The organism is Aliiglaciecola aliphaticivorans, assembly GCF_054782055.1.
This window is the reverse complement of sequence record NZ_BAAGTF010000092.1, coordinates 24,811-43,078: the sequence shown is the minus strand read 5'-3', so window position 1 is coordinate 43,078 and position 18,268 is coordinate 24,811. Positions and strand designations below refer to the sequence as shown.

The following is an 18,268-nucleotide window of genomic DNA, read 5'->3' as shown; positions in this document are numbered from 1 at the left end:
GCCGGTGCTTCTTCTGTTGCTAACGTCACAGCTAGCAGGTATTAACTACTAACCTTTCCTCACAACTGAAAGTGCTTTACAACCCGAAGGCCTTCTTCACACACGCGGCATGGCTGCATCAGGGTTGCCCCCATTGTGCAATATTCCCCACTGCTGCCTCCCGTAGGAGTCTGGGCCGTGTCTCAGTCCCAGTGTGGCTGATCTTCCTCTCAGAACAGCTAGAGATCGTCGCCTTGGTGAGCCTTTACCTCACCAACAAGCTAATCTCACTTAGGCCACTCTTTGCGCGAGAGCCCGAAAGCCCCCTTTGGTCCGTAGACATCATGCGGTATTAGCTATCGTTTCCAATAGTTATCCCCCACACAAAGGCATGTTCCTAAGTATTACTCACCCGTCCGCCACTCGTCAGCAACTAGCAAGCTAGTTCTGCTACCGTTCGACTTGCATGTGTTAGGCCTGCCGCCAGCGTTCAATCTGAGCCATGATCAAACTCTTCAATTAAACTTCTTTCGAAATATGAACTTTTTTGGTAAGCACTCTTATAATGAGTGCCCACACAGATTGTCTTGTTGCAAATTGTTAAAGAACGTTTAGTGCGTTTCCCGAAGGTTTTTACACTAGGTCACAGCCCTTTGGCGTTACCTGTAAATCTTGTCTGCTTAGTGAGTCCGTTAGGTCTCTCTCAAGCGGGAGGCGTATTCTACACTTCCGTTATTTGATGTCAACATTTTTATTTAGTTTTTTTGAATTTATTTCAAATCGCTAAATTGTCTCCATCCCGCTCCACACTTGCCTTACGGCGTGCTCTTAACTTCCTTTTAAAGGTGATTAAGAAGAGACATTCTTTAAAGTTTGTCCCGAAGCGAGGCGCGCATTCTACAGACCATAATCGGAAGATCAAGGGTTTATTTCAAATTAATGACAATAATTTCGAAAAAAGTGTTTTCAAGCTTTAAAAAGAGCAAATTTCAAACGAGTTGCTCAACCTATAAGCAACTTTAAAACAAACAAATTTGGTTATCTGTTTATTTATGCGTAACATGGCATTGCTTTCTTTTCCTTTTTAAAAGAAATCCTATAACAATAATCATATTAGGTAATGACCACATGAAATCTTTCTCTTTAATAAATGCACTAATCGCCATAGCTCTTTCTATTATTGCTTACTTCACACTCCCAGATGATTTTGCTTCAGTTCAATTGGCCTTCATTTTCGGCCTACTTATCGGAGCAATTGCCATTCCACAAATATCAAAGCTAATTTCTGAATCTAAAAAGGTTCAAAGTTCAAGTGATGATATTTCTTCTACCACCACTCTATATGTTGGTAATCTTCCTTATAAAGTAAACGAAGATGCTGTCGCAGAGTATTTTTCTGAATTTGGTACCGTTGCTTCGGTTCGATTAATGAAAGACCGCCGCACTGGAAAACGCAAAGGTTATGGTTTTGTTGAAGTCGCTAGTAAAAGTGCCGACAAAATGATTAGCAAGTTAAACGATACCGATTTTCAAGAACGCACCTTGAAAGTACGTTTAGCAAAAGATAAAACCGAAGGCTAGGCAGAAGGTTTAAAACCTTAAATAAAAATGGCGCTTAAACAGCGCCATTCTTATTTGTTAATCCACCTTCATTTTTTTCATAAAAGCCTTTGGTGACAATCCAAACTCTTTTTTGAACTGATTACTAAAATAGGCCGGAGATGAAAACCCAACGTTAAAGGCAGTTTCAGTGATTTGTTTGCCATTAAGTCAATAGACAAAAAGTAAATTAAGAATCCATTGAGTCTGAAGTCTTGACCAGCATGAGTGTGTCATTAACTGCCGTTCAATTTTTAAAAATTGAACGGCAGCCGTGTACGTAAAGCGGAAGTTGGCACTAGAAAAATTGATTGAAGTCAATGAGCGATCAGGAGTCCCTCGACTAATTCTAACCTTCTGCATTCAGTAAAATAGCGGACTAAAATATTTTTGATTATTTAGGCGTAAACCCCTGTTTGGATATATAAGTTAAAGAGCTTTCCCATATATTCAGGAAAACGACCCAATCGCTCGTTTTTGTTCTTATCATTCTATCCAGATCGCCAGTTTTCTTTTATGTAGCAATATGATATTTAGTTTGGTATTAATGGCGGAAGTACAAAAGTGAGCGATGCGTCGGCAGAAAAACGCGCGAATCGCGCTATAATAAATTGTTATGTTTTTTTGGAAGTTTTGAGAGAATACAAAGATAAAAGTATGACTGAAAACAAAAAAGATGAAATATTTAAAGGCGTCATTATTGGCGTGTTAACGACTTCAATATTAGGTGTTTTGAGCTACTTTTTGTCTGGGATAAACGAAAAGCTAGAGCTTATTAACAATATTCCCAAGTTAGATAATAAGGTGACTGAATTAACAACTCAGCTCGAAAAGTCTAACTCAATTAATGCCAAACTCCCAATTTTAGAAAAAATTATAAACGATTTAGATTCAGACTTTACTAAAGAAGAAATAAATTTGAAAAAAATTGATGTTCTTGAACGTAAACTTCAAGAGCTAACATTAAACTATAGCAAAATAGGTACTTACTCATCTGAAGTTGGCAATAAGGTAACTGCTGCGGATGCGATTCGAAATGAGAGTCAATTTATTTTTGCTGAATGCCCGAAAGGCAGTTATGTTTCAGCTGTCGCTTACCGAGGAACTTCTCAAGATTATTGTTCTTTTTGTAATGACGGCATTCAAATAAAATGCTCTAAGATTAAGTAAATTTTTAAATAAAACATAATAAGCAAATTAAGGGGACTAATAAAGCTTGGCTCTTTTGCTCGTGCCTCACTTATTATAGCCAAAACTTTATTAGCCCATTATTTGTCTAGGTGCCATCTTAATGTCGGTTGGTTTTAAAAGGAGTTTAAAATGACAATGTTCATAACTTTTGCATTCGAAGAGTTTGCATTTGTTGCAGTCGACAAGCAAGTTTCACTTGGGGCAACTGTAACGAATATCACAAGCCAGCGCCTTAGTTTTAAAATCTTGGAAAATGATGACCGTCTGGTTACTGGAAGTGGTCTACAAAATATAATTGAAGAAATAAATAATAAGTATGAACTGTATGGGTTAAACACAGAGCTTTTTGACGAGTTAAGAAATGCTTATCCAGAAGAATTTATTAATATGACGAGAGTTATTATTTTGCCAAAAAAATCGATAAAAAACATACAAATCATGCACATAGATTTTAGTAAAAGTTCACTATCACAGGCATTACACAAAATAGATGGAACTGTAGGTGGTTCTGGACACATTACAAATGAACATCGTTCAACTTGTTTGGAGTTAGCAAACAATCTAAGTTCTAAGTTAGTCAATCAAAGGTCGACACACAGCTCCTACTCAGAATTCCTGGACGGAATTGCCAACGTATTTTTGTCAGTAAATAGTTTGACAAATGAAGTGAGTAAAGAATTTGATTACGCATTTGTGTTTAAGACGGGTCAAACAGTTTTTAATAAAATACCGGCATAAAGCACCTAACAAACCGCTGTAGGCGGTCGCAAGCTCCTTGTCTTAAGCAGAAAGTCGCTTCAGGTATGGTTACGGTCTGCTACTAGCTCATAGCAGTTCTTTTCAGTCTCTGACCCAAGATACTTAGAATCAAGTTAACTCATTATGCTCCGGCCTGCGATCCAATAAACTTTTCCCTCCATTTTTTGGCTTCATGGTAAATAGCCTGAAGCGTCCTTTAGGGGTTGATTGCAGGCGTAAAATCATATTGGAATCCATTACTTTATCTTTGCTACTCGTGACTTTTATCGATTTTGAATACATACTCCAGTTATCATCAAAAATTGACTTAAGTAAATCCATATCATTTAAAAGTACCTTAAATAATTCGATTCTTTTGTTATGCATATCATCCGTAAAATGACAAAAATTAAACTTACTTTCAACTTTTTCTACTCTAAATTCAACCGAAACACTAGTGCTATTGATATCATTAAATAAGTCTTTTATAACCTGTTCTACTCTTGTTTTGAATCGTTCCGTTACCAACGCAGCAACAATTACAACTTTATTGACAGAACAGAAATTCGATTTAAAAGAAGACCAAAGAGCACTATCCTTATGATCAAATGAGAAGTATGATTCTCGTTCGATAATATCGTCCCTTTTGTCATCTGAAATTTTATTGTCTTGCCTAGAGTTTGTAAGGTAAAAATCTAAAGCTTTCTTCAATTCTGTGCCCGATATACCAACATCACACAGGATGACTATTTCCTCAACACAAGAGGATAAATTAACAATGTTATCAAAACAATTATCAAGGCATGGTGTTCTTAAATTTGCAGCACCGGTTTCAGAAATTAAATGTTGTAACCCATTTTTATCTTTATGAATATTTTTGAGAGTAAATATTTGAGACTTATTATCCTCAAAAGCATCCTTAAGTAAATGACCAAACCTAGTAATATCATTAGGGCCTATATAAACATGTTTTGACAGTACCGCTAAAATAGTTTCATATAAATATTTTAGAGAATACTCTTCAGCATCCATATACGCTTGTAATTTTGATCCTTTTAACGAAACTCTGTTAAACAGTAACAGCCAGTTAGTGACTCTATCTTTTGCCTGCTCAAAATCATTTTTATTACGATAATGATTTTGTACAATTAAAGCTGCATCACATACGCTATCATCTATTTCATTTATATCTAATTCGTAATTATAAAGAAGTTTAATATCATCCCTGTCATCTTCAGTCTCACTTAACCATTTAAATCTAGTATTGATTGATTCATATATTTTTTGAATCTCTCTAGGAATTAAAAGAATTAAACATAAATTTGGTAACTTAATAGTGAAAGTAATTCGCTCATTATTGAGTAACTTTAGACTTTCTTTTGTTAATTCTTGAAAATAAGGTTTTTTGCCATAATCTAAAATATAACCTTTATCACTACCTTCAGAATTGTAAAAATCCACTCCCGGTATAGTTAATTTATATTTACCTGTGCCCCCGAATGAACTTTCATCTGTGACAGTAATCCTTTCTTCTTTGAGCTGATTGGCATCGATTAGACTTGTTGAACCAATCTCTTTATCTAAATGATCATTTAAGGTGTTTATTATATCTACTTTAAGTTGTTCCATCGCTTTAGGTATATATGACAAATTGATTGAACAGCTAATAAAATTAAGGAACTCATCAAGGTTTAAATTATTTTTAGATATTTCTTGAGCATTTAATATCAAATGATATAGCTCTGGGGGTGATGTTCTTTTTGAATTGTCGTGATGGTATAAATAGGTCTCAAAAAAGCTTAATAATTTATTACTATCTATATTATCGGTACCGACAACTAACTCCCACAAGGACAAAGCCCAAGCACTTTCAAAAGAATGAAAGCCAAAGTAATGGAGCTCTGAACTACAGTTTTTAATATAAGATTTTAAAAAATCTAATTTTTTGCTGTTTGTGTTACATAATTTAGGAAACAGTTTTTGTTCATTAATATTATTAACTATAAATGAAAAGCTAGTTCCTTTATTCGAGAAAACTTCAAGATTTTGATCATATAACAAGCCTAATATTAGAGTAGAAAATGCTTCAATATCATTAGAATATTTGGAGTTGCAGCTCGGAAAGATATAACTTCCATTGGCATAATAAGGTATACATGGCTTATATTCCTTATTTACATGCGAATCAGGCATGAAGTAGTTAGGAAATCCAAATGTTCGGTATTCACTTTTAAAATTAAGGCCTGTTTCATGTAAGCTTAAGATATTTTTAATTACATTATTAACGCCCCTACCTGAAAAGATATTTGGAACTTTTGTATAATCACTACTTTTTAAAAATGTAACTATACTGTTGTCATTGAAGTGTTTAAATTGATCTAAATAATCAAACAAATCTAACTTTTCATCTAATGATTTAACTAGATAATGGTGCCCCTTATTCATAACAACGGTGTTATTTAGAGCAATATTAGAGAGGCAAATTTCTTTGGTAGGATATAATTTGGCATCATTATCGTATATCCACTTAATAAACTCATCGTTTTCCTTTAATTTTGCAATAAGCTGAGAGTCTATACCTTGGACGTCTGGTTTATCACTTCTTTCAATAGTTAAAATAATCTCTCTAAATTTATCTAATAATTTGTGCGAATCAGGACAATTTTCTAACAGGCCACCTTCTTGATCTAAAGTTATACAAGTAGTTAAACTTGCATGATTTACTTGGCTAATTTCATTACTAGGGATAACTTCAAACCAGTTAAATTGTGTTATTTTACAGTCATTACTATCGATATAAATTAATAATCTTTTCCACAATTCACATAAAGAATCTTTAATATTGTCAATATTTTCCACCACTAGGGAAAACAAGGATAATAAATTATATATTTCACCGACATTTACATGATGACCTTGTAAATTGAATAGCTTATAAGAGTTTTCAGAAGCTCTAATCCAGAAGTAATTGGCAACTTTAGCCAATGAAAGCACCGTAAATTCATTCGTATATACTATTTTCGATATATTGTTAATAAACTCTTCTGAACTCAGGGAGGATGGGAATATTAAAGAGAAAAAATCTTCAGTCAGTAACCATTCATTAATAGGTAAACTAACAGGTGATATAAGAACAGAAATTAAACTCGAAAACTCTATCTTATTAATAAAATTAAAGTCTAGTTCAAGATTGGAACTCAAAGCTAACTGAAAAATTGATAACCTTTCAATACTAGATAAAGTTACATCACTGTTTTGCTTTATCAGATTTTTAATATGATTTATTAAATCTTCTTCTTTATTTTCTTGAGCGTGTTTTAACAGAGAGTTTAAATAACACTCTTTGGCGAGGGTACTCATAAGGTTATATTCATCTGCCTTTATATAGGTTACTGACGCTTTTTTAAAAAAATAAGTATCAAAAAAAATGGAGTACATAGAACCTCGTCCATACTCACTTGTAATTATTTGATTTTCGACATTACTTTTATCAACATCAAGACCTACACCTTCTTTAAATTGGCTAAATACAAAACGAAAGTCATCTTTTAAACCTAATTCAGATTGTGCCAATAGCTCTTTTGCTTGTTCTAAAGCTCGGTCATTTTCTTTATTTGTGGTGATGGAAAAATGCTTTGTAGTCTGGTCAATATTATATTTACTGTCATCTGAATAATTATCCATAATATTACTATCTTTAAATTCCTTTACGCTCATTCTCAGACTCTTGTTATAGTTAAGTTCCAAGCTATTTAAGTTTATCCATTCTGTTACTTTTGAATATATTTCTTCTTCTCTATTCTTGTTTTGAACAAAAATGAAAATATCATCCACATACCTAAAGTAAAATTCATGACCTTTCTTTATGTTGTCACAAATTAATTCATCTAAGCCTAGTAAATAAATTTCAGATAAATACCTAGCAAAAGCAGGTCCTTGGGGGATTCCTGTGTTCGGGTGATAAAATTTAATTAATGAAAACATGTATGAAACTATATTTTCGTATATGTTTTTTTCTTCTTGCGGTAATGACTCAATCTTTTTTTTAATAGATTCAATTGGGTGATCTAAGACTTTTATCTTTAATCGTTGATGATCAATGCTCCCATAAAAGTTTTTTAAGTCTATTTTGATCAGTTGGTAATCATCATAAGCATTGCCTTCATCATTTATCACTTCTTTTACATTATTAATAAAGGTTTTCCATAATGTTAACCACCCTTCAAATATCCAACCATTATTGCAATTATGTTTGAGGCGATACCCATATGAGTTATTGTAAAATGTGTCGTACCAAATATTATGAATCATTCCGATACAGGCTGTACTTATTAGCTTATCAGAAGGACTAAGTGAGACTAATTCTCTAATTTTTATTGGAGATTCTTTTCTCTTAAAAGAGTAGTACTCTTTTTGAGGTTTGAGGTTTCCTAAAATTAATTTATCTAATTGACAGCTAAAATCACTGAAGTCAAAACTCTGTATAATATCCTTGTAATGAAAGAGTGGTACCTCATCATTTGTATTTATATAGTTAATTTGAGCAGTTTTTATATCCATAAAAATTGACTCAGGAATACTAAACCACTTATCAACTTCAATAATTTCAATATCTGGAATAAGCGAGAGAGGGGTCATCCCAATATTATTGGAACAAGCATCACAATTAGAGCCAAATTTCCTTTTTAACGTTGAACAAGATAAAGGGTAAAGGTTATTCAGCGAACTAAGCCTTTTTGAGGTTTCTAATTCATCATAACCAGGTAAGCGTGAAAAAAGCTCAGTTAAAATAGAATTGCTGAAATTAGGGTCATTTTGTTTTTTGAGTCTAGTAAGCAGGCCAACAATAACTAGACGGTCATTGTTTGAAATACCATTTCGATAATTATTTATTATTGGTTGTAGGCTGTTACATTTAGCTAAGTGTCCTAGAATAGAATCTAAATTGGAATTATCATCAACAATAGCTTTTTTAGTTTTTATATCTAATAGATTTGAAGAAACAACGGTCTCAGGTGATAAATCCACAATTGTATTTATAAGTTCAAAATCTACTAGTTTGTAATTATCTAAAATTTCAGTTTGTGATTGAAGAAAAAGCGAGTCTATTTTAGTCACTTTGGCTAATGTAATATTTTCAAAAAAATATGAATAACAATTTGATTTTTTATGTAGCGACAACGGTATCTTTACGCCTAAACCTATGCCTTTAGATTTTTTATTATATATTCCTGTTTTAGGAAACAAATCAACTCCAATGACATTAGGTAAGGTGCCAATCTTTCTATAAATGTAGCTAACAAAATTATAAGCTATTGATTTAACCACCTCTGTTTTGAATATAATCCAAATATGAATACCTCTATTTCCAGAGTGTTCAAGTAAAAAATCTATATTCATATCCTTCAAAATACGACAGGTTTGCTCAACAACATTAACCAATGCATGTAAATGAATATCAAGCTCACCGAGAAATTCTTTTTTTACATCAAAATCTAAACATACCCAACGGACATAACCAGCTGATTCTTGATAAGTAAGTAAACTACCTTTTTCATTCAACATTTTGGCTATAACAGCAGGATAAATAGGTCTATATATGGTTTTATAACTTCCATCTTCCATTTGAACTGCATAGAGCTTCTGATTCATCACAAATAAGTCATGAAGTTTATTAGCTAAAGTTTCTAGTGATGTATGATTATTCATTAGCTTCCAAGTTAATGAGGTAGGTTGGTTAATTATCCTACTAACGATATTATTAATTTAATTATAAAAAACAAAAAGTTTAACTTAATAAACCTTATCAGAATATCCATTATAAAAACGAATGAATTAACAGGACAGCCACGTTAATTAAGAACAAATCAAGCCTAAACATCCCTGTCGGCAAAGCCGATATTTTTGCTCTACTCTAGAGCGGCCTTTTTTGCTTACTTATTTTGGCTACACTGCAGCAAAAAAGTAAGAGGTTCGAGACAGAAACGTCAAGGATGTCGTAAGCTAAACGCATGCTTTATGAGCAAAGCGATAAACTATCGGGGTCAGAACAAAGTTACATTATTCGTGATGAAACCTGCGGGGGCAGGTTCGCTGAAACGTATCATTTGTCATCAAGTTTACCGTTCAACCCGTTAAACTGTTTAGTCCGCTTTGGGTCGAAAACCGACCTTAATCCAGATTACCAAACAATTTGCACGTTGTCTCTTATTCGCTCTTACGAGATAGTCACAAAAATATTCCTTAAACTATGGATATATTTAAATCTAATTTTAGTTAAATCGCACAGCTTAGTTCGTTAGCGAGAGCTATACCGGTGTTTTTGATTTTTTCGCAACTCCAAGTTCTCCGAGCAACGCAGGCAAATGAAGGACAAATGACAGGACGTCATTTGAGCAATGTCTTGTCGGGAACAAATCATTGCGGTCTTTATTTGACAAGTCGCGCAGGGGCAGAACTTGGCTGGAGCGCGGCTTCTTTTGGTTACTTTTCTTAGCTGTTGAAGAAAAGTAACTCGAGCCTCAGGGATGAGACTTGAAAAACGCCATGGATGGCGGTGAGCGCAGCGAATACTTTGTGAACGAAGTGAATTTGTCTTAAATGCGGTACAAAAAATATTTAAACGTGTTTAAAAGTAGTTTGTTTAAACAAACAATTAAAATAACTTATTAAAGCCAGCCTTCTTAATTTCTGCACGCAGCTTTAAGCCTTTCAACTATTCTTTTTTCCGATGGAATATAGGACAATCCATATTTATTCATAACTGCATCGAATTCTGCAATATATGTACATCGATAATAAAAATTGGGAGGTAACCACTCATCAATCCCTTTGGCACCTTTTTGACGGTTTAACGAAGCATCAACAAGTTCTAAATTAGCCATATCATTTGCGAACTCTTGTTTAAGTTCTTTACTCCATTTATCCCCACCATGCCCGTGTGCAAATTTCAAAGGAACAATATGGTCCAAGTCTAGTTCTTTTGAGCTTGTAAATGTAGCCCCTGAATATGGATCATACCAAGAGCCTAGTGAAACGTTACATTTTTCATCTGACTTAAAGGAAACCGCTATACTTGAACGACTAATAAGTAATTCATGTCTAGTATTTTGACAATCTCGGTCACTATCGACCCAATGTGGCCAATCACTCCTGTCATAAAGATAAACAAAGTCTCGACCTTGATCGATAGCTTCTTTAGTTGCTTCATCAACTTTTTTTGTAGTTGATTTGGGAAGTCTGCCACCAGCTTTTAGACATTCATTTATTGATTTATAGGCCGTGTATTTCTTCGTTTTATTGTATGAACGGCTAGAATTATCATGGCAAATTCCTGAACTTGATAATTTAACTATTGAATCGATACCAAAAGCATTCATGCCAATAGTTAAAGAAATGAAGAAAACTAGAAAAGGAAATGAGATTTTAACTTTTATCATTTTAAATTAATTAATTTTGGATTTAAAAAACGTTTAACAATCTTAAATGATCATTAATATAGATCCTAATAGACTTATCTCTTTTTTCACACTTTTGTTAAAAACGCCCTTCAAAATCATGCTGAATGTCACATTACTTTACAAACCCCGCCCACTTCAAACTGTACAAAATTCCATCACCTTGAAAACCCTAGCTTTTCCCATTGTGGCCTAATAATTGCGCTTCTAAATTTGCTCTTTTCAGTAAACACCACAACATTGATAAAAGGAAGAAGACTGTGATACGTAAAATAAAAATAAAGGTTATACCCTTTGTGTTTCTAGCACTGGCATGTTGTTCAACGCCAGCGATTTCAAGTTTGGTTTATTCAGACACAAATGCCACTGGAGACTTTTGGGCTCGTCCAGTTGGAAGCGGCCCAGGTATTTCAGCCATCGGGCCAGTTCAATATCATGTTCAAAGTTTTTTCACTGCCGATTCGGGATTATTTAATTTTAGCAGTATCCAGGATTATGACGGCTATATACACTTATATGAATTTGACTTTTCGCCTACTGACCAAATCGTTAATTTGTTAGTTGGTGATGATGACGGTGCTGATGGTATAGGATCATCTGAATTTAGTTTCAATTTGGTGGGTTCACAGCAATATTATCTGGTGACCAGCGCGTTTTCGGCTGGAGGTGTTGGCAGCTTTACAAATACCATTAGCGGTAATGATAGCGATATAGCGGTGTTCGCAGGGACGGTTTCTGTGCCCGAGCCATCAACCCTTGCCATATTGGCACTCGGCGTTGCAGGGTTGGCTAGCCGTCGCTTGAAAAAGTAAAACAGTTACTGTTAAGAGGGCAGTTGTTAAGAGCATCTTTGATATCATAGGTGCTCTTTTTGTTTCTGTTTTATTTGTTTTTTTGCAAAGCGTCTTTTGCTGGCAATGACATTTCTTTGGAATACTAGCGATGATTATTCATGCGTCTAGTAGAGAATTTCAAAAGATAAGTTTAGCTAAAAAGAGAAAATGGTGCCGACTGCCGGAGTCGAACTGGCGACCTACTGATTACAAGTCAGTTGCTCTACCAACTGAGCTAAGTCGGCACACTAAGGTGACGGCTTTTGATTTACTGTAGTAAGTATTTCTACCCCAGTGACAAGGTTGGTAAATATTGTCTCAAAAGCGAGGCGCTATTTTAATCGCAGATTGAATCTTGTCAACCATTGTTTCCCTACTTATTGCTTTTTATTGCAAGTTTTAATCAAAGCGCCTAATTTTCCATCGTAATGATGAGCTTTAGTATTCTTGGTTAGTCGATTTTAGCTAGTTTGTCTGCTTCATCGAGTAACTTAGGGAAATATTCTACTGGTAAATACTTCGCCAAAGTCGTCATAAGTTCGGCCAGGTCAGCGTAACTCTCTCCGGTAAGATTGATATGCCCCATTTTACGTTTAGCTCTAACGGTTTTGCCATAAAGGTGCAGGTTACAATGGGCCAGCGAGAGCAAATCGGTAGAGTAGTCATCACAACCAATAATATTGATCATGGCACTTTTGCCATTGGCTTGTGTACTACCCAATGGCAGCCCCGTAATAGCGCGCATATGATTTGCAAATTGACTACATTCAGTGCCCTGCATGCTCCAATGACCAGAGTTATGCACACGTGGTGCAATTTCGTTAACTAACAATTGGTCACCAACTTGGAAAAACTCCACCGCCAACACACCAACGTAATCAAATTCATCCACTAATTTGGTGAATGCTCTGTGAGCCTGTTCTGTCAGCTGATTATCAATCTCGGGAGCAGGGGCAACTGAAACATGAAGCTGGCCCTCATGATGCAGGTTTTCGGCTAGTGGATAGAACCGAATATCACCGTGTAATCCACGTACACCAACTAACGAAAGTTCACGGTCAAATGACACCATTTGTTCGGCAATAAGCGGGACTTGAACCAGATCTAAATCGGCCAATTGCTGTTTAAGTGCAGGTAAGTCGTCTTTGCTTCCTAAACGCCATTGTCCGTATCCATCGTAACCATCGCGACTAGCTTTAATAATTAGTTTTTCACCTAATTGTACAACGGCTTCATCGAGTTGTTCGATGTCAGTAACAATGCGGTGTTTACTGTTGTTGATCTGTAATTTCTCAAGCACATTTTTTTCACGTACTCGATCTGCGCCTGTCAAAATCGCTTCCATACTAGGGTAAAGTTTGCCACTGCTTTGGGCTTGCTCCAATAAATCTTCAGGAACATGTTCAAACTCTACCGTCAAAGCATCGGCCATTTGGATAGCCTGTTCAATGCTAATATCGAGTTGCATTTTGCTAATAGGATCAACCACGGTGTGATTAGCCACGTCTACGGCATTAACTTTGAATCCCAGTGGCACAGCAGACAAATACATCATTTGTGCTAATTGCCCCGAACCATAGATCAGAACGTTCACTCAGGTAACTCCAACTCATCTAATGCCAGAACAGTATCGGTTTGCTTTTTACGAAAGGCTATCACCGCCTCTGCCACTTCTTTATCGTGTAAGGCAATAACTTGTGCGGCGAGTAAACCTGCATTAGCAGCGCCCGCTTCACCAATGGCTAAAGTGCCAACTGCAACGCCTTTTGGCATTTGCACAATGGAATAAAGTGAGTCAACGCCACTTAACTGACTTGAACGTACAGGAACGCCAAACACAGGAATATGTGTATGGGCAGCAATCATGCCCGGCAAGTGAGCAGCGCCCCCTGCTCCACCGATAATCACATGATAATCGTTATCTGCAGCAGTTTTCGCGAACTCAGTCAGTAAATCTGGGGTTCTGTGAGCTGATACCACTTTTGCATCAAACGCCACACCAAGGTTTTTCAACATAATTGCAGCTTGCTGCATGGTTGGCCAATCTGATTTTGAACCCATTACTATTGCCACTTTAGGCATATCTGCTCCTAACTTTTTAGGTCTGAGAACCAACGCTGTGTTGGTGATACGTTTTGAGGGGCACAACTTCCCTTAAATAATAAAAACAATGCTCAAAAAGCCCACTTTCGTTAGCTTTTGCATTACTTCTATCAAATAAAAATATGAATAAACCTAGAACAGGGTTATTCCCCTCAATAATTGAGGCGGCAGATTGTAGCTTAATTTTCGCCCAAGCCCAAACGTTGACGAGACGAAAATAGATAATTAATGCTTCTAGACCAACAATTACACTGCATTATTCGAAATTATTGGGCTTTTTCATGCTTTATTTACGTATTAAATAGAGGATTGACTATTATGTAGTAAATAACGTTAAACATGATATGGAATGTAAAAATGTAGCAACAAACTACGCATTATGCACAGCCACAAGCTAGGCTTAAGGTTGTAAAGTAGTATAGAAGGAGTGATTAATGTTAGACAGGTTTTTGAAGAAAGAATCCGCCGGCGGTATTTTGTTAATGTGTGCAGCAGTGCTTGCATTGATTGTAGCCAATTCTCCTTTGTCTTTGGTATACGATTTACTCATCGATATGCCAGTCGTAATTCAAGTTGGCGCGCTGGAAATCAATAAACCCCTACTTTTATGGATTAATGATGGATTAATGGCCGTTTTCTTTTTCATGGTTGGACTTGAACTTAAGCGGGAAATAATGGAAGGAGGTTTATCCAACCCAGCGAACATTGTACTACCTGCAAGTGGTGCAATTGGCGGCATGATTGTACCAGCAGGTATATACGCATTTTTTACGTGGGGAAATCCAATCGCTTTGGCGGGCTGGGCAATTCCTGCCGCAACCGATATCGCATTCGCCATGGGTATTTTGGCCTTACTTGGCAGCAAAGTCCCTGTAAGTCTTAAAGTATTTTTGGTGACCTTAGCCATCATCGATGATATCGGCGCAATTTTAATTATTGCCTTATTTTACAGTGATAACATTTCTACTTGGCCACTCATTGTAGCGGCGTTTTGCTTAATGCTGTTAACCAGTATGAACCGGAAAAATGTCCAGCAAATCCCTTCTTATATTTTAGTTGGAGTGGTTTTATGGGTTGCCATGCTCAAATCTGGTGTACACGCCACATTAGCCGGCGTGTTACTCGCCTTTTTCATTCCTATGCGAGATAACAACGACCCCAGTATTTCCCCGGTCAAATCATTGGAGCATAGCCTACTTCCAGCAGTGAACTTTGTAATATTGCCAGTCTTTGCTTTTGCCAACTCCGGGATTAATCTCGGCAGTATTAACGCCGACTCTGTATTCCACCCTGTTACCTTTGGAATATTCTTGGGCTTATTCTTAGGTAAGCAAGTAGGGGTATTTGGATTTAGTTGGTTAGTGATAAAGTTAGGCTTGGCTAAACTACCTGCAGATCAAAACTTCAGCCAATTGTACGGGTGTGCAATTTTATGTGGGGTGGGTTTCACCATGAGTCTATTTATCGGTTCATTAGCTTTTGCCCAAACCGGTAACAATGCATTTTTTGATGAGCGATTGGGCATTCTTCTGGGCTCAATAGTGTCGGCTGTCACTGGCTATTTGGTACTAAAAAAAGCGATTAAATAAGCTGTATTAGCGAACAAATGAATAAAAAACGGCATCTAAAAAGATGCCGTTTTCTTTAGTTAACATTAGAAATGACGATTAATGCTGATTCATATAGTCGATTGTCATATTCGTTAATAATCGCACACCTAATTTCATACCATCGTCATCCACATAAAAGTCAGGCGTATGGTGAGCAGGTGCATCTTTAGGATCAACATCTAAGGGTTTGCCGCCAACCCATAAATAGATCCCAGGCACTTGTTCTTGGAAAAACGAAAAATCTTCTGCACCCGTTACTGGCTTGCTATAAATGACGTTATCTTCCCCTGCCGTTTTGTTAAGGGTCGGCAACATTGTTGCGGTTAAGTCATGATCATTAAAAGTAACTGGATAAGAACCGCCAAATGGCAGAGTCAGCTCAGCCTCTGCGCGCATACTGTCGGCAACGCCTTTTACTTTTCTTGGCATAGCTTCATAAATATGATCTCGAGCTGTATTATTTAAGGTGCGAATAGTTCCTACCAATTCCACTTTATCAGGGATAATATTAGAGCGAACTCCACCATTAATTGCCCCAAAGGTTACTACCGCAGCATCGTCAAGAAGCTGCACTTCACGACTGACAATAGTTTGGATATTCATGATCATTTGAGCAGCAGTCACAATAGGATCAACACTCAACCAAGGGTAGGCACCATGAGCTTGTTTGCCCTTAATTACAATTTTAAAAGGATCTACGGCTGCCATTACGCCACCTTCGCGATATAAAACCGTGTTCACATCAGCAGAAGAACTGATATGTAAGCCAAAAATCGCGTCAACATCCGGATTCTTGAGCACTCCCTCTTTCACCATTAATTCAGCCCCACCTTCTTCTCCTATAGGGGCCCCCTCTTCCGCTGGTTGAAAAATAAATTTCACTTTTCCACGAAGCTGGTCTTTCATTTCCACTAATATTTCAGCAGCTCCCATTAACATAGCGATATGGGTATCATGACCACATGCGTGCATAACAGGTACTTCTTTGCCGTTGTATTCCCCTTTTGCTTGGGATTTCCAAGGCAAATCATTATTTTCTAACACTGGCAAACCATCTATATCGGCACGCAAACCAACAACAGGGCCAGGCTTACCACTATCTAAAATGGCAACAACACCTGTAATTGCCACACCGGTTTGTACTTCTAGTCCCAATGACGTTAAGTGTTTGGCAATATACTCTGCGGTTTCAAATTCACGATTGGATAGCTCTGGATGTTCGTGTAGGTGATGACGCCACTGAATAACTTTAGCTTCAATTTTATCTGCCATTAGATCAACCGTGTTAGCAAAACACAACGTAGGCAATAGTGACAATGTGAGGAGGAGCTTCTTCATATTTCCCTTCTTGTTAGTTATTTTTATGAGCGTACGAACGTTTTATATCACATTTTAGGGTACAAACAAAAAATCCACTGACGCGCAAACGACAGTGGATTTTTAGGTGTTAAAGAACTGTGAAGGGTTAACTTTTTTGACGTTTCATCGCATCAAAAAATTCTTCATTGGTTTTCGTCATGGCTAATCTACCAATCAAAAATTCTATTGCATCAATCTCAGACATTTCATGGACTATTTTACGCAATATCCACATTTTCTGTAGCTCTTCTTTAGTGGTAAGCAATTCTTCACGGCGGGTACCAGAGCGATTAAAATCGATTGCTGGGAAGACGCGTTTTTCTGCAATTTTACGATTAAGGTGCAGTTCCATATTACCTGTACCTTTAAATTCTTCGTAAATTACTTCATCCATCTTAGAGCCTGTGTCGATTAGTGCTGTTGCAATAATGGTTAAGCTTCCGCCTTCTTCCACGTTACGTGCAGCCCCAAAGAAACGCTTAGGTTTGTGCAGAGCGTTAGCATCAACACCACCGGTGAGTACTTTACCTGATGAAGGAATAACAGTGTTATAAGCTCGAGCTAAACGAGTAATAGAATCGAGTAGTATTACTACGTCTTTTTTATGTTCAACTAATCGCTTAGCTTTCTCAATCACCATTTCAGCAACCTGGACGTGGCGACTGGCAGGTTCATCAAAGGTAGAAGCAACCACTTCACCCTGAACCAAGCGCTGCATTTCAGTTACTTCTTCTGGACGCTCATCAATTAGCAATACCATCAACTCACTTTCAGGGTGATTGGCTGCAATTGACTGTGCAATATTTTGTAGTAATAAGGTTTTACCCGCCTTAGGAGGGGCAACAATCAAACCACGCTGACCGGCACCAATGGGTGAAGCCAAGTCTAAAATTCTTGCTGTCAAATCTTCAGTACTGCCATTACCACGTTGTAACGTAAAACGACGGTTTGCATGTAAAGGAGTTAAGTTTTCAAAAAGGATTTTATTACGGGAATTTTCTGGTTTATCGAAGTTGACTTGATTGATTTTCAGTAGTGCAAAATATCTTTCGCTGTCTTTTGGTGGACGTATTTTCCCAGCGATAGTGTCTCCGGTTCGTAAATTAAATCTACGAATTTGACTGGGAGATACATAGATATCATCCGGACCAGCCAAATATGAAGAATCGGATGAACGTAAAAATCCAAAACCATCTTGGAGTATCTCGAGTACGCCGTCCCCGAAAATGTCTTCGCCGCTTTTCGCGTGCGCTTTTAGTATGGCAAAAATAATATCTTGTTTACGAGCCCGAGCCATATTATCTAGGCCCATTTTTTCGGCTAATGCTACAAGTTCGCTGATCGGTTTATTCTTTAATTCTGTTAAATTCATATTGGTGGGTCTTTATGATTTGAAATG

Annotated in this window: 12 protein-coding genes, 1 tRNA gene and 1 rRNA gene; 5 read left to right on the top strand and 9 right to left on the bottom strand. The window is 36.7% G+C overall.

Going from position 1 to position 18,268, the window contains the following annotated elements; genetic code table 11:
- Positions 1-501, bottom strand: a 16S ribosomal RNA gene (locus tag ACYVIL_RS20750); the annotation flags it as partial.
- A 606-nt stretch (positions 502-1,107) separates the two neighbouring features.
- Here ACYVIL_RS20750 and ACYVIL_RS20745 point away from each other — a divergent pair.
- On the top strand, positions 1,108-1,560 hold the full coding sequence (locus tag ACYVIL_RS20745; RefSeq protein WP_460314681.1) for an RNA recognition motif domain-containing protein: 453 nt from the start codon (positions 1,108-1,110) through the stop codon (positions 1,558-1,560).
- A 57-nt stretch (positions 1,561-1,617) separates the two neighbouring features.
- Here the strand turns inward: ACYVIL_RS20745 and ACYVIL_RS20740 are convergent, their stop codons facing one another.
- Positions 1,618-1,734, bottom strand: a complete 117-nt coding sequence (locus ACYVIL_RS20740; protein WP_460314683.1) for a helix-turn-helix domain-containing protein — start codon at positions 1,732-1,734, stop codon at positions 1,618-1,620.
- Positions 1,735-2,142: 408 nt separating this feature from the next.
- Between ACYVIL_RS20740 and ACYVIL_RS20735 the strand changes: the two genes are divergently transcribed.
- Together ACYVIL_RS20735 and ACYVIL_RS20730 are read left to right on the top strand one after the other, a co-directional pair.
- Positions 2,143-2,748 (top strand): hypothetical protein, encoded by a 606-nt coding sequence (locus ACYVIL_RS20735; protein ID WP_460314679.1) that lies wholly within the window; start codon positions 2,143-2,145, stop codon positions 2,746-2,748.
- A gap of 150 nt (positions 2,749-2,898) precedes the next feature.
- On the top strand, positions 2,899-3,507 hold the full coding sequence (locus tag ACYVIL_RS20730) for a hypothetical protein (RefSeq protein WP_460314677.1): 609 nt from the start codon (positions 2,899-2,901) through the stop codon (positions 3,505-3,507).
- A 129-nt stretch (positions 3,508-3,636) separates the two neighbouring features.
- Here the strand turns inward: ACYVIL_RS20730 and ACYVIL_RS20725 are convergent, their stop codons facing one another.
- Positions 3,637-9,216 carry an RNA-directed DNA polymerase gene (locus tag ACYVIL_RS20725; RefSeq protein WP_460314675.1) on the bottom strand — a complete coding sequence of 1,860 codons (5,580 nt, stop codon included), beginning with the start codon at positions 9,214-9,216 and terminating at the stop codon, positions 3,637-3,639.
- Between the two features lie 974 nt (positions 9,217-10,190).
- Complete coding sequence (locus ACYVIL_RS20720; RefSeq protein ID WP_460314673.1) at positions 10,191-10,946, bottom strand: GmrSD restriction endonuclease domain-containing protein; 756 nt, start codon at positions 10,944-10,946, stop codon at positions 10,191-10,193.
- A gap of 278 nt (positions 10,947-11,224) precedes the next feature.
- On the opposite strand from ACYVIL_RS20720, the gene ACYVIL_RS20715 reads away from it, so the two are divergent.
- Positions 11,225-11,776, top strand: a complete 552-nt coding sequence (locus ACYVIL_RS20715; protein ID WP_460314671.1) for a PEP-CTERM sorting domain-containing protein — start codon at positions 11,225-11,227, stop codon at positions 11,774-11,776.
- Between the two features lie 190 nt (positions 11,777-11,966).
- Here the strand turns inward: ACYVIL_RS20715 and ACYVIL_RS20710 are convergent.
- The 3 genes from ACYVIL_RS20710 to purE all read right to left on the bottom strand — a co-directional run bounded on the left by ACYVIL_RS20710 (position 11,967) and on the right by purE (position 13,879).
- Positions 11,967-12,042 (bottom strand) — tRNA-Thr (locus ACYVIL_RS20710).
- Between the two features lie 206 nt (positions 12,043-12,248).
- Positions 12,249-13,391 (bottom strand): 5-(carboxyamino)imidazole ribonucleotide synthase, encoded by a 1,143-nt coding sequence (locus ACYVIL_RS20705; RefSeq protein ID WP_460314669.1) that lies wholly within the window; start codon positions 13,389-13,391, stop codon positions 12,249-12,251.
- The gene (purE, locus tag ACYVIL_RS20700) at positions 13,388-13,879 is read right to left on the bottom strand and encodes a 5-(carboxyamino)imidazole ribonucleotide mutase (RefSeq protein WP_460314667.1); all 492 of its coding nucleotides are present in this window, start codon (positions 13,877-13,879) and stop codon (positions 13,388-13,390) included. The genes ACYVIL_RS20705 and purE overlap by 4 nt, the downstream gene beginning before the upstream one ends.
- Positions 13,880-14,334: 455 nt before the next feature.
- Between purE and nhaA the strand changes: the two genes are divergently transcribed.
- A complete protein-coding gene (gene nhaA / locus ACYVIL_RS20695; protein ID WP_303477383.1) occupies positions 14,335-15,489 on the top strand; it encodes a Na+/H+ antiporter NhaA in 1,155 nt (384 codons plus the stop codon).
- Positions 15,490-15,567: 78 nt separating this feature from the next.
- Here the strand turns inward: nhaA and ACYVIL_RS20690 are convergent, their stop codons facing one another.
- Together ACYVIL_RS20690 and rho are read right to left on the bottom strand one after the other, a co-directional pair.
- On the bottom strand, positions 15,568-16,848 hold the full coding sequence (locus ACYVIL_RS20690; RefSeq protein ID WP_460314665.1) for an amidohydrolase: 1,281 nt from the start codon (positions 16,846-16,848) through the stop codon (positions 15,568-15,570).
- Positions 16,849-16,975: 127 nt separating this feature from the next.
- Positions 16,976-18,241, bottom strand: a complete 1,266-nt coding sequence (gene rho / locus ACYVIL_RS20685) for a transcription termination factor Rho (protein ID WP_303477388.1) — start codon at positions 18,239-18,241, stop codon at positions 16,976-16,978.
- Positions 18,242-18,268 lie beyond the last annotated feature (27 nt).